Raw genomic sequence first — 15861 nt, 5'->3', positions numbered from 1 at the left:
AAAATTTTCAAAGTTCATCAATTTCTGCTTGACTTTTTATTTGCAGACTAAATATACTTCTTTAAAAATTCCGCGCTCACCTGCATGGATCGGATCGGCGACTTTTCTATCCAGTTTTTATGGCTTTCCAGGATCACCGCATCCACAGAAACCGCCAGAGCCTGCTGCATCAGCTCGTCCAGGTTCATGTTTCCCGTACCAAGCTCCATGCTGTCCGATTTTAAGATCGGCGTCATGGACGGTCCGCCCACCCTTGTTCCGCGGTCGTTGATGTGGTAAAGCTTCATGCGCTCCCCGAGCCGCTTCATCAGCGCGATCGCCGAGGCGCCTGCCTCCGTCGGCCAGTAGGAATCCAGCTCAAAATTCACAAACGCGGGATCTGTTTCCCTGATCAGCAGATCATACGCCGTCCTGTTTTTTTCCACTTTGCGAAATTCGCAGTTGTGATTGTGGTACAGCAGGCTGACGCCGGATTTTGCAAGTGTCTCCCCGCAGGTATTCAGATCCTGCACCAGATTTGCCACGGCATTTTTATCGGAATAATCGAAGCGGTACATACCGGTAATCACCACCTTATCGGTGCCGAAATCCTTCGCCTCCCGGATAACGGCATCCGCATTCCGTTTGATGCTGCCAAGATCCTCATGCACGCTGACCACGGAAAGCCCTGCTTCCGTAACCATTCCCTTCCAGTCATAATTTCCGCCTTTTCCCACCGGCATTCCCGCCGCCTTCGTCATCAGGCGCACCAGCATCGACGTCGGACGGATCATAAAACCGTTCAATTCTATGCCGTCATAGCCTGCCTCTTTAATTTCCTTTAAGGTCTGCAGCGTCTGCTTTTCATTTTTACACAGGCTGCCGATCATAATCTGCTGTACTGCTTTTACTGTCATCTGGATTCCTCCCTCTTCTATTTAATAGCCTCTCGGAATCTCCTTTACATGCGGATTTCCGGCTATATTTTTCATCCTGCAGACTGCCAGAGAAATGATCACGGATAATATGTCCGCCGCCGTATGCGCCGCAGCGATTCCCGTAAATCCCATCAGCGTATTCATCAGATAGAGACACGGGATCAAAATGATTCCCTGCCGTGTCAGCAAAACGACGGTCGCTGCCGCCGCGTTTCCGGACGCCTGCAAAAAATTAGTTCCAATGTAATACCAGCCGATCACCGGACTTGCAATCAGCAAAAAGATTACCAGCCTTTCTCCCATTGCCGCTGCCTGCGCATTTTTCAAAAACATTCCGATGATCGCTCCTCTGCCAAAGAAGCATCCGAGCATTGCCGCGCTTCCTATCAGCAAGGTCAGTATTGCAAGTTTTTTCAGTATTTCCTGCAGTCTTTCTTTATTTCCGGCCCCGTAGTTATAAGCCATCATCGGCTGTACGCCCATGCAGATCCCCATCTGCAGCATGGAAATGACCATGGTCGTTTTTCCTGCCGCCGCCATCGCCGCGATCGCATCCGTGCCGTAGGCCGACAGAAGCTGATTCGAAAACGCGGAGGCTGCTCCTGCCAAAAGACTGCTGATCCCATTCGGCATTCCGACCGCCAGAATGTGAAAGAATTCCTTTAATCTGTAATTTCCAAAAAACGGTCTGATGCTTAAATACTCAGCCTTTTTCAAAATATACCAGAGATAAAAGGAGCTGCTGACCACATTTCCGATCAGCGTTGCGATCGCGGCTCCTGCAATGCCCATATCCAGCACCAGTATAAAAATCGGATCCAGCACAATGTTGACCGCAGTCCCTGCCAGATTTCCGATCAGCCCCTCCCGAACGGCGCCATCCGCGCGGATAAGCGAGGAAAGCACAACCGAAAGAAGCATTGCCACCGCCCCTGCCGCCAGGATCCGCATGTAGCTCCCTGCAAAAGGCAGGATCTCCTCATTTGCTCCCAGCGCTTTTAAAATACTGTCGGCGCCTGTCAGAACAACCACCGTGCAGAGAAGTCCGAGAAAAACCGCTGTATAAAAACACATGCTGGAATAAATCTTTGCCTCCCGCAGCTTTCCCTGCCCCGCAGTCTGAGCGATCACGGAGCAGCCGCCCATTCCTATCATGGTCGATACCGCCGTAATCAGCGAAAATACCGGTCCCGCCACCGACACTGCCGCCACCTGCGCCGTGTCCCCAAGCTGTCCGACAAAAAACATATCCGCCATGTTATAGCAGACCATCACCAGAATCGAAATGCAGGACGGCACCGCCATTGCAAAAATCGCATTCCATACAGGCTTATCCTGGAACAACTCCTGACTTCTCGACCGTTGTCTCTCATCCATAGTATCACCTTTCCCCTTTTTTACTCAACATCTGTTGCTTATTTTCTTATTTTCGATTATAATCAATTTATCAAAAATAACAATCATCAATCCATCGACGTTTTGTAAGATAGGCAACACCATCCCGAAAACTGTTGCGGAAAGGACATTTTTATGAAAACTGACGCCAGGGTGCGCTACACAAAAATGGTTATCAAGCAATGCTTTTTCAGGCTGATCCGGCAAAAAAGCATTTCAAAGATCACGGTGAAAGAAATCTGTGAGTTTGCACAGATCAATCGCTCCACATTCTATAAGTATTACGCCGATCCCTATGACCTCCTGGAAAAGCTGGAGGAGGAAGCCATTCTTGGCATCACACAGATGATTGACGAGTATCCGCAGAAAGGTCTGCGCCCGGTGCTGGTAACCATCCTGCGCGCCATCTGCAGCAACAGGGATTTCCAGGATCTGGCTTTTTTACAGACACAGGAAGACTTTACCCGCCGTCTTGCCCTCGCCTGCTTTCACAAAATACAGATATACAATCCTGCTTTTTCTTCAAACGGCGGTATGCTTTTCGGCTGTCTCTGCGGATCCGTCAGTGGACTTCTCACCTACTGGCTGCACAGCGGCTTAAAGGAAACGCCGGAGGAAATCGCAGATCGGATCATCCGGCTGACCGAAGCTGTACAGGAAAGTTTCACAAAGGAAGAAAAGCCATGACCACTGAAGAAAAATTATCGTTCTTTTATGAGCTTATTAACTGTAATTATGCGCTTTTCCGCTGGGAATACGACCAGAATTTCCAGATGCTTTTTACAGACTGGACCAATCTCCTGTTTTCCAGCGGTTTTCTCGTATATACAGGGCTAGAGAAGGTTATCCGCAGACATCTGGAGACGGGCAGCCGCCTGCCGGTCATTCTGGAGATCGAGGGCAATCTTCTGTGGATCTGCGGCTTCGAACAGAAAAACGACGAACTTCATACGCATCTGATCGGTCCGATCTTCAGCGGACGCGATTCCCTGCTGATCATCCGCAGGCGCATGGATTCCTACGACCTCTCCGTGAAGACCAGAGCCGCTATCCTGAAAAACTTTGACAGCATCCCGTCGATTCCTTCCAATATCATCAATCAGTACGCGGTTATGCTGCACTACTGCCTCACCGGCGAAAAGTTATCCGCTGATAAAATTATTTATCACAGCAACACGGCAAAACCGGAGAACAATACCTGGCAGTCCGATGGACGCAGCCACGCCGGCATCTGGTATCAGGAACAGCGACTGCTGAAAATGATTTCCGAGGGCAATCCCATGTACAGGGAAGCGCTCACGCAGTCTCACGCTTTGAGCTATGGAATAAAGGCGGAAGTTGGCAACGCCCTGCGCTCCCACAAAAATAACGCGCTCGTGCTGCTGACTCTCTGCTCGCGCGCCTGCATCGCGGGCGGTCTGTCTCCTTCCATCTCCTACGATCTCAACGACTTCTACGCCGGAAGGATCGAGGATAGCGATTCCATGTCCGCCATCAGCGCGCTCTGCTCGGAGATGCTGGAGGATTACGTGGCACGCGTACGGGAAACAAAGAAGCAAAGCCACATTTCCTCTCCCATTCTGAACTCCTGCTACTATATCAAAACGCATATTGCGTCGCCGCTCTCCATGGAAGAGCTTGCAAAGCGGGTGGGCTACACCGAATACTATTTCTCGCATAAGTTTAAAAAGGAGACCGGCATGTCCGTGAACGATTTTATCCTCAATGAAAAAGTCGAGCAGGCAAAGCTGCTTTTATCGGATACCGGCGAGAGTATCCAGGCGATCAGCGACCGTCTTCATTTCAGCGGCCGCAGTCATTTTTATACCTGTTTTCAGAAATTTACCGGCATGTCCCCCAGCGAATACCGCAAAAGGAACGGAAAGCTTTAGCTTATTTCTTTATCTGTGCCTTTTTGTCAGCGATGCGTTTCTGTACCTGCACCATCTCTTCTTTCGTGAGCGGGCAGCTTCGCATAGCGATCAGGGTAACGATCCAGCCAAGCATCGGCAGACCGAAATACACCGCCATCGTCATCCAGAAGATCGCCGGAGTACAGGTCTCACCCGGCTGCGGCATTGTTGTTGTATAACCGATCAGCGCCACCGCTCCGGCAGCGATCAGCGCGCTGAATGAAGAAACCAGCTTGTCGATCAGACTGTAGGTGCCCGTTACCACCGCCGGTATGTATTTTCCGCTGCGATCCAGCTCGTAGTCGATCGTATCCGCCATAAACGCGTTGGAACCGGTTGTCACACACATTTTTGCGCCGTTCAGCGCAAGCTGAAGGATTACATATAGAATCATCGTCGGTCCCATCTGTGCGATCGAAGCGGGATTGATCACAACAAAGAATACAAACATCACAGCTGCGATCACCATGCAGATCTTCGTCCAGGTCACGATTGCTTTTTTGCTGCCGAATTTTCCGGCATACTTTGCTCCAAAAGCTGCAAACACGAGAGAGGGCGCCATTCCGATCACGCTCAGCATCGTGCCAAGTCCCATATTTCCAATGATAATACCGAGCAGCATGGTATTGATAACCGCCTGCGAAGCAGTCTGCTGCGCGATCTTATCGGAGGCGTTCGCCGCGATATAGCACTGCAGCGGCTTATTTCCCTTCAGTGTGCTGATGATATCCTTTATCTTCAGCGGCTCCTGCTTTCCGATACCGCTGAAATATTCCGGCTTGTCAAACTGCGAGATACCGATGCTCACAAGGATCACACCGATCGTTCCCACTACTATAACAAATCTCACGGCAGCAGAGAGGAATGTCTGGTTATACTCTCCGCCGTAACGCGGCAGCAGCACCATGTTCAGCACGATCGTCAACACCATCGGCACAAGATAGTTTAATGCCGTGTGCCAGACGCCGATGGTCGGACGCTGCTTCGGATCGTTCGACATGATCGCCGGAAACGTCTGCGCCGTCATATTTGTAATCGTGTAGCCGATCACATAGATCACATACAGAAATGTGAACACGCCCCATCCAAATCCCTTCGAGGACATCAGATCGAACATCAGGAGAAGCGCAGCCGCTTCGATCGCAAAACCGGAAATCAGCAGTACGCGCAGCTTTCCAAATCTGGTGTTTACCTTATCATAGAGAAATGCCACCAGCGGATCGGTGATCCCATCAAAAATACGTGTGCAGGTAAGGATGACTCCCACCATCGCCGTAGTGATTCCGTAGCCGACACTGGCGCTGTAGCTCGCCATACCGATCAGGTTGTAGACGCTCATTCCCACAAGCGCATTGCAGGCGGCCAGGATGATCTGCCACAGCTTTGCGCGCCGGTACTGCACGCCGTCAATTTCACTCTGACTGAGTTTCTTGTTTTTTTCCATTATATTTCCCTCCAATATCGTTTCTTTTGATACGTCAAGTATAGCGGATTTTTGTGTGCTGTGTGTTTCTTATTTCATGAAAATGTTTCTTTTTTCGTCACTGTTTCTCGTTCAAAATTATTAAAACGATTTTACGAACATTTTCACGAAATTGTAAACCCCCTAGAATTCTACTTTCTATTATAATAAACAAAACTTCACACAGGAGGATACTATGAGAACCATCACATCACTTACAGAAAACTGGACCTTTCTAAAAGAAGCGCCGGATGCTCTCTGTGCGGCTTCTATGCCCGGCGAAACAGTCACGCTGCCGCACACCTGGAACGCGGTGGACGGGCAGGACGGCGGAAACGACTATTACCGCGGAACCTGTTACTATGTCACCACACTGAAAAAGCCTTCCATGGACGCAGGCTCGCAGGCTTACCTGGAATTTACCGGCGCCGCAATGATAGCCGACGTTTATATGAACGGCGAAAAGCTTGCTCATCACGAGGGCGGCTATTCTGCTTTCCGCGTAAATATTACCGAATATTTAAAAGAAGAAAATATCCTTACTGTCGCATTAAATAATGAGGATAACACGATCTGCTATCCGCAGAAGGCGGACTTTACCTTCTACGGCGGTCTGTACCGCGCGGTAAACCTGCTCATCGTTCCTGCCGTTCACTTTGCGCTGGACTACTGCGGAACGCCGGGCATCAAGGTGACGCCAGTCGTCAATCTGAAAAACAGAAGCGCCGCAGTCACGCTGGAAGCCTGGACAAACGCCGAGACACAGGTAACCTTTACCGCCGCAGGGCAGACTGTCACCGTTCCCACGGAAAACTGCCACGCGCAGGCGGAAATACTTCTTGAAAATGTCCGTCTCTGGGACGGCGTAAACGATCCGTATCTTTATACGGCAGGCGCTTCCCTGCAGGGCGGCGATTGCGTAAGCACACGCTTCGGCTGCCGCCAGTTTGCCTGTGATCCGCAGAAGGGCTTTCTTCTGAACGGCAGACCATATCCGCTGCGCGGCGTCTCCCGCCATCAGGATTTTAAGGGTGTCGGAAATGCCCTCTCACCAGAACAACACCGGCTTGATATGGAAATCATCAAAGAGATCGGTGCTACAACGCTTCGGCTGGCGCACTACCAGCACGCGCAGGAGTTCTACGACCTCTGCGACGAGAACGGTCTGGTGGTCTGGGCGGAGATTCCCTATATCACTATGCATATGAGCGGAGCGCGCGCCAACACGCTCTCACAGATGGAAGAGCTGATCGTCCAGAATTACAATCATCCCTCGATCGTCGTCTGGGGGCTTTCAAACGAGATCACCGCCGCCAGCGCGGTCAACGAGGACCTGCTGGAAAATCACCGGCTGTTAAATGACCTCTGCCACAGACTTGATAAAACGCGCCCTACCACCATGGCGAACGTTTTTATGCTGGAAACGGATTCCCCGATTCTGGAGATTCCCGATATCAACAGCTACAACCTCTACTTTGGCTGGTACCTGGGCGAATTGGAACAGACAAATGAATTTTTCGACGAATATCACGCAAAATACCCCGACCGCGTCATCGGATTTTCCGAGTATGGGGCAGACGCAAACCCGCAGTATCAGTCCGCAGCTCCGGAAAAAGGAGATTACACGGAGGGCTACCAGGCGCTTTACCACGAACATATGCTGAAACTGATCGAAGCGCGCCCCTATCTCTGGGCAACGCATGTGTGGAACCTCTTCGATTTCGCCGCGGACGGCAGGGACGAGGGCGGCAAGCACGGTGAAAACCAGAAGGGACTTGTCACCTTCGACCGCAAGACAAAGAAAGACGCTTTCTACCTCTACAAAGCCGCATGGAATAAGACAGAAAAATTTGTTCACATCTGCGGCAGGCGCTATGCGGACCGCACGGAGGACGTCACAGAGATAAAGGTGTACTCCAACCAGCCGCAGGTAACGCTGTACGTGGACGAAAAAAAAGCCGGCACGCAGACCGGCAAAACTGTTTTTACATTTGAGGTTCCCATTTCGGGCGCACATACCGTCACCGCGCAGGCGGACGGATGCGAAGATACCATCCGCATACGCAAGGTGGACGAGCCGAACCCGGATTACATTTTTATCAGGCGGGCACCCGTCACAAACTGGTTCGACGACGGCGAGCCTGATGAGACATGCTTCTCCATTAATGATACGCTGGCGGAAATTCGTGAAAATTCCAAAGCCGGAGCGATCATCGACCAGATGATGGCACGCGGCGCCTCCGAGCGCGGCGACGTCGCCGACGCCGTAAAGGATAATCCCGCCCTTCAGCGGATGATGGGACGGATGACACTGGTCAGCCTTTTAAAGCAGAGCGGCGCCGATGAGGAAAGCATCCGGCAGATAAACCGCATTCTGCAGGGAATCAAAAAATAAACCGCATAAAACCGGGAAGCAGCATCTGCCTCCCGGTTTTTATGGATATAAGCGCTCACAACCGATATTTCCATCCCAGTGCCTCATACTTTCCAATTCCATAGGTATGATAGGGCAAAAACTCTACCTTTTCGACATTTTTACAATCTTTCAGAAATTCTGCGCGCGCCTTTTTTTCCTGCTCCGTATCGTTTATTGCAGGAATCAGCGGCACACGCACCCAGATGCGCCTGCCCGTCTGGCAAAGCTTCCTAAAATTGTCCAGAATCATCTGATTGCCGCATCCTGTCATCTCGCGGTGCAGTTTTTCATCCATGATTTTCAAATCATACAGAAATAAATCTGCCACTTCCAGAACCGTCTCAAACTGCGTCCACGGAACATTCCCCGCCGTATCCACCGCAAGATGAAATTTGTTCCACTCATTCTTTGCACCGACTGCAAAGGCTTTTACCCATTCTGCATATAAGAGAGGTTCCCCGCCGGAAACCGTGATTCCTCCATTCGTCCGCTCAAAATACGGAATATCCGCTTTTACCCGGTTCCAAACTTCCTGTGGCTCACAAAATCCCCCTACCATCTCCAGTGCCTGTGTCGGGCAAGCCTCCGCGCATTTACCGCAATTATCGCAAAGCTGCGGGTTCCAGACTGCCTTTTTACCGTCAAATTCCAGAGCCCCTTTCCCGCAGACATTCATGCAGGTGCGGCAGCCGATACAACGTGTCTGATGATGCCAGACCTGCTTTCCCGCCATAATGTTTTCCGGATTATGACACCAGCGGCATTTCAGCGTACATCCTTTAAAGAAAATTGTCGTGCGGATACCCGGCCCGTCATCCAGTGAAAACTTCTGCACATTGCTGATCAATGCTTTTTTAGAATCTCCCATACTCTGTCCTTTTGATAATCTCATCCTGCAGTACCGGGTCAAGCAGTACAAAATAAGCGCTGAAACCTGACACACGGACCACCAGATTCCGGTACTGCTTCGGATCTGCTTTCGCAGCAAGGAGCGTCTGCCGGTCCACCACATTAAACTGTACTTCCATGCCGCCCTTTTCAAAATAGATGCTGATCAGCTCTTTCAGCATTTCCGTATGCTTCTCTTTTTCCAAAAATGCCGGAGTAAATTTTAAATCCAGCACCAGCCCGTTCGCTGCACACTGATGCGAAAACTCTGTTGCAGAATTCATGACCGCTGTAGGTCCTTCTGCATCCATACCCTGACACGGTGATACCGCATTGGCGAGAGATGTCCCCTTGCGTCGCCCCGAAGGAAGTGCCCCGGTAAGCTTCCCCAGATACCCCTGATCTTCCACCGTATAAAGCCCTATCTGGAAAAAAAAGCCCTTCTCATTTTTCTGGCCGTGCACCATTGCTTCAAAGGCTTCCACCAGTTTTTTCATATAAATATCCACTTCCGCGATATTATTTCCATACTTCGGATACTGCATCTCGAATCGTCTCTGCCAGACCTCATATCCCGCGAAGTCCGCATCCAGCATAGCCGCCAGCTCCGACAGCTTCAGGATTTTTTCTTCGAAAACGGCCTTCCGTATAACGGTCAGAGAATCTACCGTATCTGCCATACCGCAGCAGTTGATCGTGGAAAAGCGATATACCGGTCCATTTGCCGCCACATCCTGTGCATTCTCTATGCAGCCTTCCATTGTTACGGAAAGAAACGGACACGGACAGTTTCCGGCATAATTTCTGTCCAGTAGATTCGTAGCGTGGATACAACGCTGCACCGTAAACTCCAGCTCCTTTAAATACCATGCAAAAAATTCTTCAAAGCTCTCAATGTCATCCAGCTCTTTTTCTTCTGCCATGGAAAATCTATGGCCGGATACAGCGCATCTGCCCTGATGCAGCATTAATTCAAGCACCTTTGCCCAATTGACACGCAGCTCCTCCGTATTGGAAAATTCCCTGCCGCCGATGCTGGGTTCCACACATCCTACCAGACCGTAGTTCCTAGCATCCTGCCAAGATACGCCAAGCTCATGTTTAGCGGAAATGATCACATCATCATTGAAAAACGCCGGAAAACCGCCTCCTTTTTTTACCAGCAGCAACGCTTCCTCCCATACGTTCCCCGGCATATCTGGCCGGCAGCGCAGTGACAAAAGGGGCTGATCCTTTCCAATTTTACGGCTTGCCTGAAGGCAAAGCAGCGTAATATCATTATAAGCCGGCCGGCCCTTCGCATCGCAGCCACCGATGGTCACATTCTGAAATCCATACACAAGCCCGGCTATTTTCAGCCAAAGAGCATCTATATACTCGGCCGCTTCTTCCTTTTTCAGGACCCCGGTTTCCAGATCCCGTTTATAATAGGGATACAAAAGCTGATCTATTCTGCCAAGCGACATGGAACCGGAGTGTGTTTCCAGAGTCAGCATCTCATGTAAAAGCACTACCATCTGTATTGCTTCCAGAAAACTTTCTGCCGGGTATCCGCTGATACGAAAGCAGGCATCGCCTATCTCATGCAGGCGCCTCTTCACTTCTGGTTCTTCTGCCTCTTTCGATGCACGATAGGCTTCAAAAGCATAGCGAAGAATATAATTTTCCGCCGCATGCACCACGCGAAGAAGCGCACAGAGATAATCCTTCTTTTCTCCCACACAGACATGTATTTCATGTTCAATGCGCCGTTCAACATAGAAAAGGCCTTCCCTGATCATGCGGTCATAACCTGCAATGACGTGACCGCTGGCCCAGCGCTTGCTAAGCCCGCACTCTGTTCCCATATAAAAATAATCCAGAATTTCCCGCACAGACGGCACATTCTCCTGCGGATGATCCGCAAAAAAACAGTTCACTTCTTGCTTAATATCGAAACGATTTGCCGGGCGTCCGGCGGGATCAAAATCATGCTCCATGATGACCGGGATCGATGAAGAAAAATCCACATGCTGAATATGCCCCGCCAGAAGATCATAATCCTCCACTTTAATCTTTTTCTGTTCCAGAAACGCCGAAAATGCTATGGCATGCTGCATAGCAGCACTCTCCCCGCAATACTTTTCCTTTATTTGCGCGTATACACGATTTCGCTCACTGATCATCTCACGGTCATACCGGTCATAAAAATGTTCGTATATCTTCTGAACCCGTGGGCTCATCTTTGCCTTTTCCATACGCACCCCCGCTGCTCTACTCCCGCAGCCATCTGCAAACCAGATCATAAGCCTCATAAGATTCCGGAAAAGCAAAGAAAAGGAAGTCATGCGGCACACCGGTAAAAATCCTGTATTCCACTTCCGTTCCCGCTTCCTTCAGTCTCTGTGCATATTCCAGTCCCTGGTCTATCAGAATATCACACTCCGCCTGCAGAAAGTATGCCTTTGGCATTCCCTCCAGATTTTCTGCAAACAGCGGTGAAACATAGGGATTCAGCAAATCCTCATCACTTTTTACATAAGCCTTTCCGTAAGACACCATATGATTAAAATCCAGATTATATCCTGTCCCGTATAGCCTCTCCGATTCTCTGTCCGACTGAAGTGACTGGTCTACTGCCGGATAAATCAAAATCTGTTTTGCCGGCACCGCAATTTCCTGATCCCGACACATCAGGCACATAACCGCAGAAAGATTTCCTCCGGCACTGTCACCTGCTACCGCATCCCGGGAAGCATCTGCATTCCAGTCCTTTGCATGTTCTCTCGCCCAGAGCAGCCCATCAAAGCACTGCTGTACGGCAACCGGAAATTTCGCCTCCGGTGAAAGATCGTATTCCACACTGACCACGACCGTCTTTGCATTCCTGGCCAAATACCGGTGGATATAATCGAAGCACTCTATGTTGCGTATTGCAAAACCGCCCCCATGATAATACATCAGCATCGGATATGTTTCTTCGCCCTCCGGGATGCATACTCTGGCGGCAACCTCCTTTCCGCCGCTTGTAAAATGTGTATTGATGATTTTCAGTCCCTCTATGGTATCCTTGCGGATTTCTTTTTGAAGCTGCAGAGAAACTTCGGTCAGCTCATCCAGAAACGGTCTGTCCTTTTCCGTCATGACAGCCGGGACATCTACATAGCCAAACTTCAGTCCTTCGCGAAGTCCGCCGCGAGGCGGCTGTGTAATCATCTTAAACCTGCTTTCCTGCATCATATTTCCTCCCATCTGATCTCCTATACAAGTCCGGAGCTTGCTCTCATAATTTTTTCCTGTGTCAGCTCGTCTCTCATAAATTCTGCCTGCAGTGATCCCTCACACATGACAAGAACACGATCGCACATTCCGATAATTTCCGGCATCTCCGATGACACCATAATAATACTGATGCCCTGCTGCACCAGGCTATCCATCAGACGATAAATCTCCGCCTTGGCGCCGATGTCGATTCCGCGAGTTGGTTCATCCACAATTAATACCTTTGGATTTGTCGCTATCCATTTTGCAACAATTGCTTTCTGCTGATTGCCGCCGCTGAAATTGCGCGCAAGCTTTTCCGGACGGGCAGGCCGAATATCCAACTGGCTGAAATATTTACTGATAAACGCTTTTTTCTTCTTTTTCTTAAAAATTCCCCTGTCGCTTACACGTTTTTCATTTGCCAGAATCATATTATCAGCTATACTGCTGTCCAGCAAAAGCCCTTCCTCCTTGCGGTTCTCAGGAATAAAAGCAATCCCCTTGCCAATCGCATCCACCGGAGATTTCAGAGAAACTTCTTCGCCATCCAGCCATATAGTACCTGCATCCGGTATAATTTTTCCAAAAATTGTTTTCACCACTTCCGTACGCCCTGCGCCGACAAGGCCTGTAATCCCCAGGATCTCCCGCTCATGCAGTGCAAAAGAAATGTCACTGTACATCCCTTTCCTTGTAAGCCCGCTCACTTTCAGCACTTCCCGTTTGCCGCAGTGATACGTCTTATCCGGATAATACTGCTCCAGGCTTCTTCCCACCATCAGACGTACCAATTCCTCTTTTTCTACATTTTTCTGGCGATTATCCAGCGTATCAATATACTTCCCATCACGAAAAACCGTGATTTCATCCGACAGCTCCAACACTTCCTCCAGGCGATGCGAAATATAAATAATTCCTACGCCCTGATCCTTCAGCCTGCGCATCATATCAAACAGCTTCCGGCTTTCTTTATCTGTCAGCACCGCTGTCGGCTCATCAAGGACCAGAATTTTTGAATGGTTAAACAATGCCTTTGCAATTTCTACCATCTGCTGCTGCGCAACACTCAAAGACGAAACACTCATCCCGCAGTCCACCATATCAAAACCAAGCTGCTCCATAAATTCATTGGCCGTCTTTATCATTTGCTTACGGTCCAATACCCCTTTTCCGGTACACAGTTCCTTGCCCAGATAAATATTTTCCGCAATACTCAATGTAGAAACTAAATTAAATTCCTGATAAATGATTCCGATTCCTGCCTTTAACGCATCTTTTGCATTGGAGAACTGCTGCTTTACACCATCGATATAAATTTCGCCCTCCTCCTGAAGGTAGACGCCGCCAAGAACCTTCATCAGGGTACTTTTTCCGGCTCCGTTTTCCCCGATCAGAGAGTGGATCGTTCCTGCCTCCAGCGTAAAGCTGACATCAAAGAGCACGTAATTTCCGGAAAACTTTTTCGAGATATGGCTCATTCTCAGCAATGCCTGCTTTTCCATTCCGACTCCTCCCTCCGTCAATCCTTCCTCATGCGGCTAAAGCCGTCCAGTGCACATACCAGGATAATAACGACACCGATAGCAACCGTCTGCCAATACATATTTACCTGAAGCAGCACGAGGCCATTGCGGATCAAAATCATCAAAAGCGCTCCCAGCACCGTTCCCATAACCGTACCGGAACCTCCCGCCAGACTGGTCCCGCCTACAATAACCGCTGCAATAGAGTCCATATCGTAGGTGCCCGCCGCATTGGGATTGCCTCCGTTTAACCGCCCAGTCACAATAATTCCCGCAATGCCGCACAGGAGACCTGCCAGCACATAAATCATGATCCGCACTTTTGAGGCATGAATGCCGGAGAGAATCGCCGCTTCCTCATTGCCACCCACTGCCTTCACATGATTTCCGAAAACTGTTTTGTTCAAAACAAACGCCATCACTCCCGCGACAGCCGGAATAAACAGCACCATGATCGGCATCTTTCCTATTGTCCCCTGTCCAAGCCAGATAATAGAAGGTTCCGTCAGAGAAACAATATAGCCCTTCGACATAACCAGAATAATTCCCTTTACAATATTCGACATTCCAAGCGTGATGATAAACGGTGGCAGCCGCAGGGTAGTAATCAAAAGCCCATTGGCAAGCCCAACCAGCACACTGGCAAGGATGCCAAGCACGATCGCCGCTGGAACCGGAAGTCCGAAGGTCAGCATATACGCAAGAATCATACTGGACAGGGTCATGGAATATCCAACTGACAAGTCGATGCCTCCCGAAGTAATAATAAATGTCTGTCCTGCCGCAATAATTGTGACCAGTGTCGTCTGTTTTAAAATGTTAAAAATATTATCAACCGTCAGAAACCCCTCTGCAACTATGGAGAGAACCAGACCCATTAAAAGGAGGATAAGCAGCAGGCCGCTCTCCCGGTGATTGCTCAGCAAATCAGAAAATATATTTTTTTTCTTTGTTTCCATCTTTTTTGCTCCTTATACAGAATCAGGGCGGCAGGCGTCATGGCCCCTACCGCCCCACTTGTTGTTCGTTTTTTCCGTCTAATAGTTGTCGTTTACATTATCCGCATTTACAATAACATAACCGGTATCCGTATTTTCCGGAATTTCTTTTCCCTGATTCAGATCATACAGTTTCTCTGCAATATTTACCCCCCAGTTATACTGACCCTGTGTGATCGTTGCATAAATCTGTCCATCCTTTACACCATTAATAACCGGCTCCAGGTCATCAAAAGTGATCAAAATCTTATCTTCTGTTGTCCATCCGTGGGATTTGAATGCCGTCACACCATTTTCGCCTGCCGCATCAATAATGATCAACGCATCGAAATCCGGAACAGCCGTAATCATATTCTCAATATCGGACAATCCCTTGGAAACATCACCGCCGCTTGCTGTTGTCTGAACGATTTCAATATCCGGATATTTTTCTTCCAGAACATTTTCCACGCCTTCCATACGCTGGATCAAACCCGCCTGAGAAACAACGCCCGTCTCACAGATAACCTTTCCTTTGCCGCCCAAAGCTTCTCCGAGCACTTCACCCATGGCCTGTCCTGCATTATAATTGTCGGTTCCAATGTAACCTGCACGCTTGGAATCCGGCGCATCCGTATCAAAGCTTACTACCGGAATCCCTGCATCCACCGCTTTATCGATATATGGAGTCAAAGCATCAGAGTCACAGGCACCAATGGCGATCCCATCAACTTTCTTCGTAATCAGGTCTTCCATAATCTGAATCTGCTGCGAAACGTCTCCATTCATTGCGCCTTCACAGATCACTTCCGCATCGACTCCCATTTCCGCCAGTCTGTCTTTTGCGCCCTCTCCTACCGGATCAAAAAACGGATGAATATTCGGGATAACAACAGCAAAGGTCAGTTTCTCATCTGACGTTGCCGCGTCTTCTGCTCCGGCAAAGCTTGCCAGACCCAATACCATACTGCATCCCAGCAATGCACTGACTAACAATTTCTTCATTTTAAATTACCTCCCTTTTCCTGATTGATTAGGCGTTTGCGAAACGCCTAATGCCGCATAAATACGGCATTTTTTAACCACAAAAAACAAATAACCCCTCACCGGATATGGTATAATAGAGT

Annotated in this window: 12 protein-coding genes; 3 read left to right on the top strand and 9 right to left on the bottom strand. The window is 49.3% G+C overall.

The annotated features are described in order from the left end of the window. Positions 1 to 47: 47 nt before the first annotated feature. The gene (locus ACLU9Q_RS04315; protein ID WP_296831105.1) at positions 48 to 896 is read right to left on the bottom strand and encodes a sugar phosphate isomerase/epimerase family protein; all 849 of its coding nucleotides are present in this window, start codon (positions 894 to 896) and stop codon (positions 48 to 50) included. A 21-nt stretch (positions 897 to 917) separates the two neighbouring features. Beyond that, positions 918 to 2294 carry an MATE family efflux transporter gene (locus ACLU9Q_RS04310; RefSeq protein WP_296831107.1) on the bottom strand — a complete coding sequence of 459 codons (1377 nt, stop codon included), beginning with the start codon at positions 2292 to 2294 and terminating at the stop codon, positions 918 to 920. Positions 2295 to 2447: 153 nt separating this feature from the next. Here ACLU9Q_RS04310 and ACLU9Q_RS04305 point away from each other — a divergent pair, with 153 nt between their 5' ends. Then, positions 2448 to 2999, top strand: a complete 552-nt coding sequence (locus ACLU9Q_RS04305; RefSeq protein ID WP_296831109.1) for a TetR/AcrR family transcriptional regulator — start codon at positions 2448 to 2450, stop codon at positions 2997 to 2999. Continuing rightward, complete coding sequence (locus ACLU9Q_RS04300) at positions 2996 to 4204, top strand: helix-turn-helix domain-containing protein (protein WP_296831111.1); 1209 nt, start codon at positions 2996 to 2998, stop codon at positions 4202 to 4204. The genes ACLU9Q_RS04305 and ACLU9Q_RS04300 overlap by 4 nt, the downstream gene beginning before the upstream one ends. 1 nt (position 4205) lies before the next feature. Here ACLU9Q_RS04300 and ACLU9Q_RS04295 read toward each other — a convergent pair whose 3' ends face one another. Continuing rightward, positions 4206 to 5669: an MFS transporter gene (locus tag ACLU9Q_RS04295; protein WP_296831113.1), complete on the bottom strand. Its 1464-nt coding sequence runs from the start codon at positions 5667 to 5669 to the stop codon at positions 4206 to 4208. Between the two features lie 214 nt (positions 5670 to 5883). Here ACLU9Q_RS04295 and ACLU9Q_RS04290 point away from each other — a divergent pair, with 214 nt between their 5' ends. Beyond that, entirely contained in the window at positions 5884 to 8082 is a 2199-nt protein-coding gene (locus ACLU9Q_RS04290; RefSeq protein WP_296831115.1) for a glycoside hydrolase family 2 protein, read from the top strand. Between the two features lie 55 nt (positions 8083 to 8137). On the opposite strand, the gene ACLU9Q_RS04285 is transcribed toward ACLU9Q_RS04290, so the two are convergent. The 6 genes from ACLU9Q_RS04285 to ACLU9Q_RS04260 form a co-directional block, all read right to left on the bottom strand. Next, entirely contained in the window at positions 8138 to 8971 is an 834-nt protein-coding gene (locus ACLU9Q_RS04285; protein WP_296831116.1) for a glycyl-radical enzyme activating protein, read from the bottom strand. After that, positions 8958 to 11213, bottom strand: coding sequence for a pyruvate formate lyase family protein (locus ACLU9Q_RS04280; RefSeq protein ID WP_296907456.1), 2256 nt, complete (start codon positions 11211 to 11213; stop codon positions 8958 to 8960). Before ACLU9Q_RS04280 ends, ACLU9Q_RS04285 begins: the two co-directional genes overlap by 14 nt. Before the next feature lie 31 nt (positions 11214 to 11244). Then, complete coding sequence (locus tag ACLU9Q_RS04275) at positions 11245 to 12222, bottom strand: alpha/beta hydrolase (protein WP_296831120.1); 978 nt, start codon at positions 12220 to 12222, stop codon at positions 11245 to 11247. Positions 12223 to 12230: 8 nt separating this feature from the next. After that, on the bottom strand, positions 12231 to 13736 hold the full coding sequence (locus ACLU9Q_RS04270) for a sugar ABC transporter ATP-binding protein (RefSeq protein ID WP_296831122.1): 1506 nt from the start codon (positions 13734 to 13736) through the stop codon (positions 12231 to 12233). Positions 13737 to 13753: 17 nt separating this feature from the next. Continuing rightward, positions 13754 to 14716: an ABC transporter permease gene (locus ACLU9Q_RS04265; RefSeq protein ID WP_296831124.1), complete on the bottom strand. Its 963-nt coding sequence runs from the start codon at positions 14714 to 14716 to the stop codon at positions 13754 to 13756. Between the two features lie 78 nt (positions 14717 to 14794). Beyond that, positions 14795 to 15739: a sugar ABC transporter substrate-binding protein gene (locus ACLU9Q_RS04260; RefSeq protein ID WP_296831126.1), complete on the bottom strand. Its 945-nt coding sequence runs from the start codon at positions 15737 to 15739 to the stop codon at positions 14795 to 14797. Positions 15740 to 15861 lie beyond the last annotated feature (122 nt).

This window comes from Marvinbryantia sp. (assembly GCF_047017445.1).
Classification (GTDB): Bacteria; Bacillota; Clostridia; order Lachnospirales; family Lachnospiraceae; genus Marvinbryantia.
This window is presented reverse-complemented; position numbering and strand designations above follow the sequence as displayed.

Excerpts from the sequence above, each read along its gene's own strand:
- ACLU9Q_RS04265 (WP_296831124.1), bottom strand. The coding sequence starts at position 14,716 with ATGGAAACAAAGAAAAAAAATATATTTTCTGATTTGCTGAGCAATCAC.
- ACLU9Q_RS04295 (WP_296831113.1), bottom strand. The coding sequence starts at position 5,669 with ATGGAAAAAAACAAGAAACTCAGTCAGAGTGAAATTGACGGCGTGCAG.
- ACLU9Q_RS04275 (WP_296831120.1), bottom strand. The coding sequence starts at position 12,222 with ATGGGAGGAAATATGATGCAGGAAAGCAGGTTTAAGATGATTACACAG.
- ACLU9Q_RS04300 (WP_296831111.1), top strand. The coding sequence starts at position 2,996 with ATGACCACTGAAGAAAAATTATCGTTCTTTTATGAGCTTATTAACTGT.
- ACLU9Q_RS04280 (WP_296907456.1), bottom strand. The coding sequence starts at position 11,213 with ATGAGCCCACGGGTTCAGAAGATATACGAACATTTTTATGACCGGTAT.
- ACLU9Q_RS04290 (WP_296831115.1), top strand. The coding sequence starts at position 5,884 with ATGAGAACCATCACATCACTTACAGAAAACTGGACCTTTCTAAAAGAA.
- ACLU9Q_RS04285 (WP_296831116.1), bottom strand. The coding sequence starts at position 8,971 with ATGGGAGATTCTAAAAAAGCATTGATCAGCAATGTGCAGAAGTTTTCA.
- ACLU9Q_RS04315 (WP_296831105.1), bottom strand. The coding sequence starts at position 896 with ATGACAGTAAAAGCAGTACAGCAGATTATGATCGGCAGCCTGTGTAAA.
- ACLU9Q_RS04270 (WP_296831122.1), bottom strand. The coding sequence starts at position 13,736 with ATGGAAAAGCAGGCATTGCTGAGAATGAGCCATATCTCGAAAAAGTTT.
- ACLU9Q_RS04260 (WP_296831126.1), bottom strand. The coding sequence starts at position 15,739 with ATGAAGAAATTGTTAGTCAGTGCATTGCTGGGATGCAGTATGGTATTG.
- ACLU9Q_RS04310 (WP_296831107.1), bottom strand. The coding sequence starts at position 2,294 with ATGGATGAGAGACAACGGTCGAGAAGTCAGGAGTTGTTCCAGGATAAG.
- ACLU9Q_RS04305 (WP_296831109.1), top strand. The coding sequence starts at position 2,448 with ATGAAAACTGACGCCAGGGTGCGCTACACAAAAATGGTTATCAAGCAA.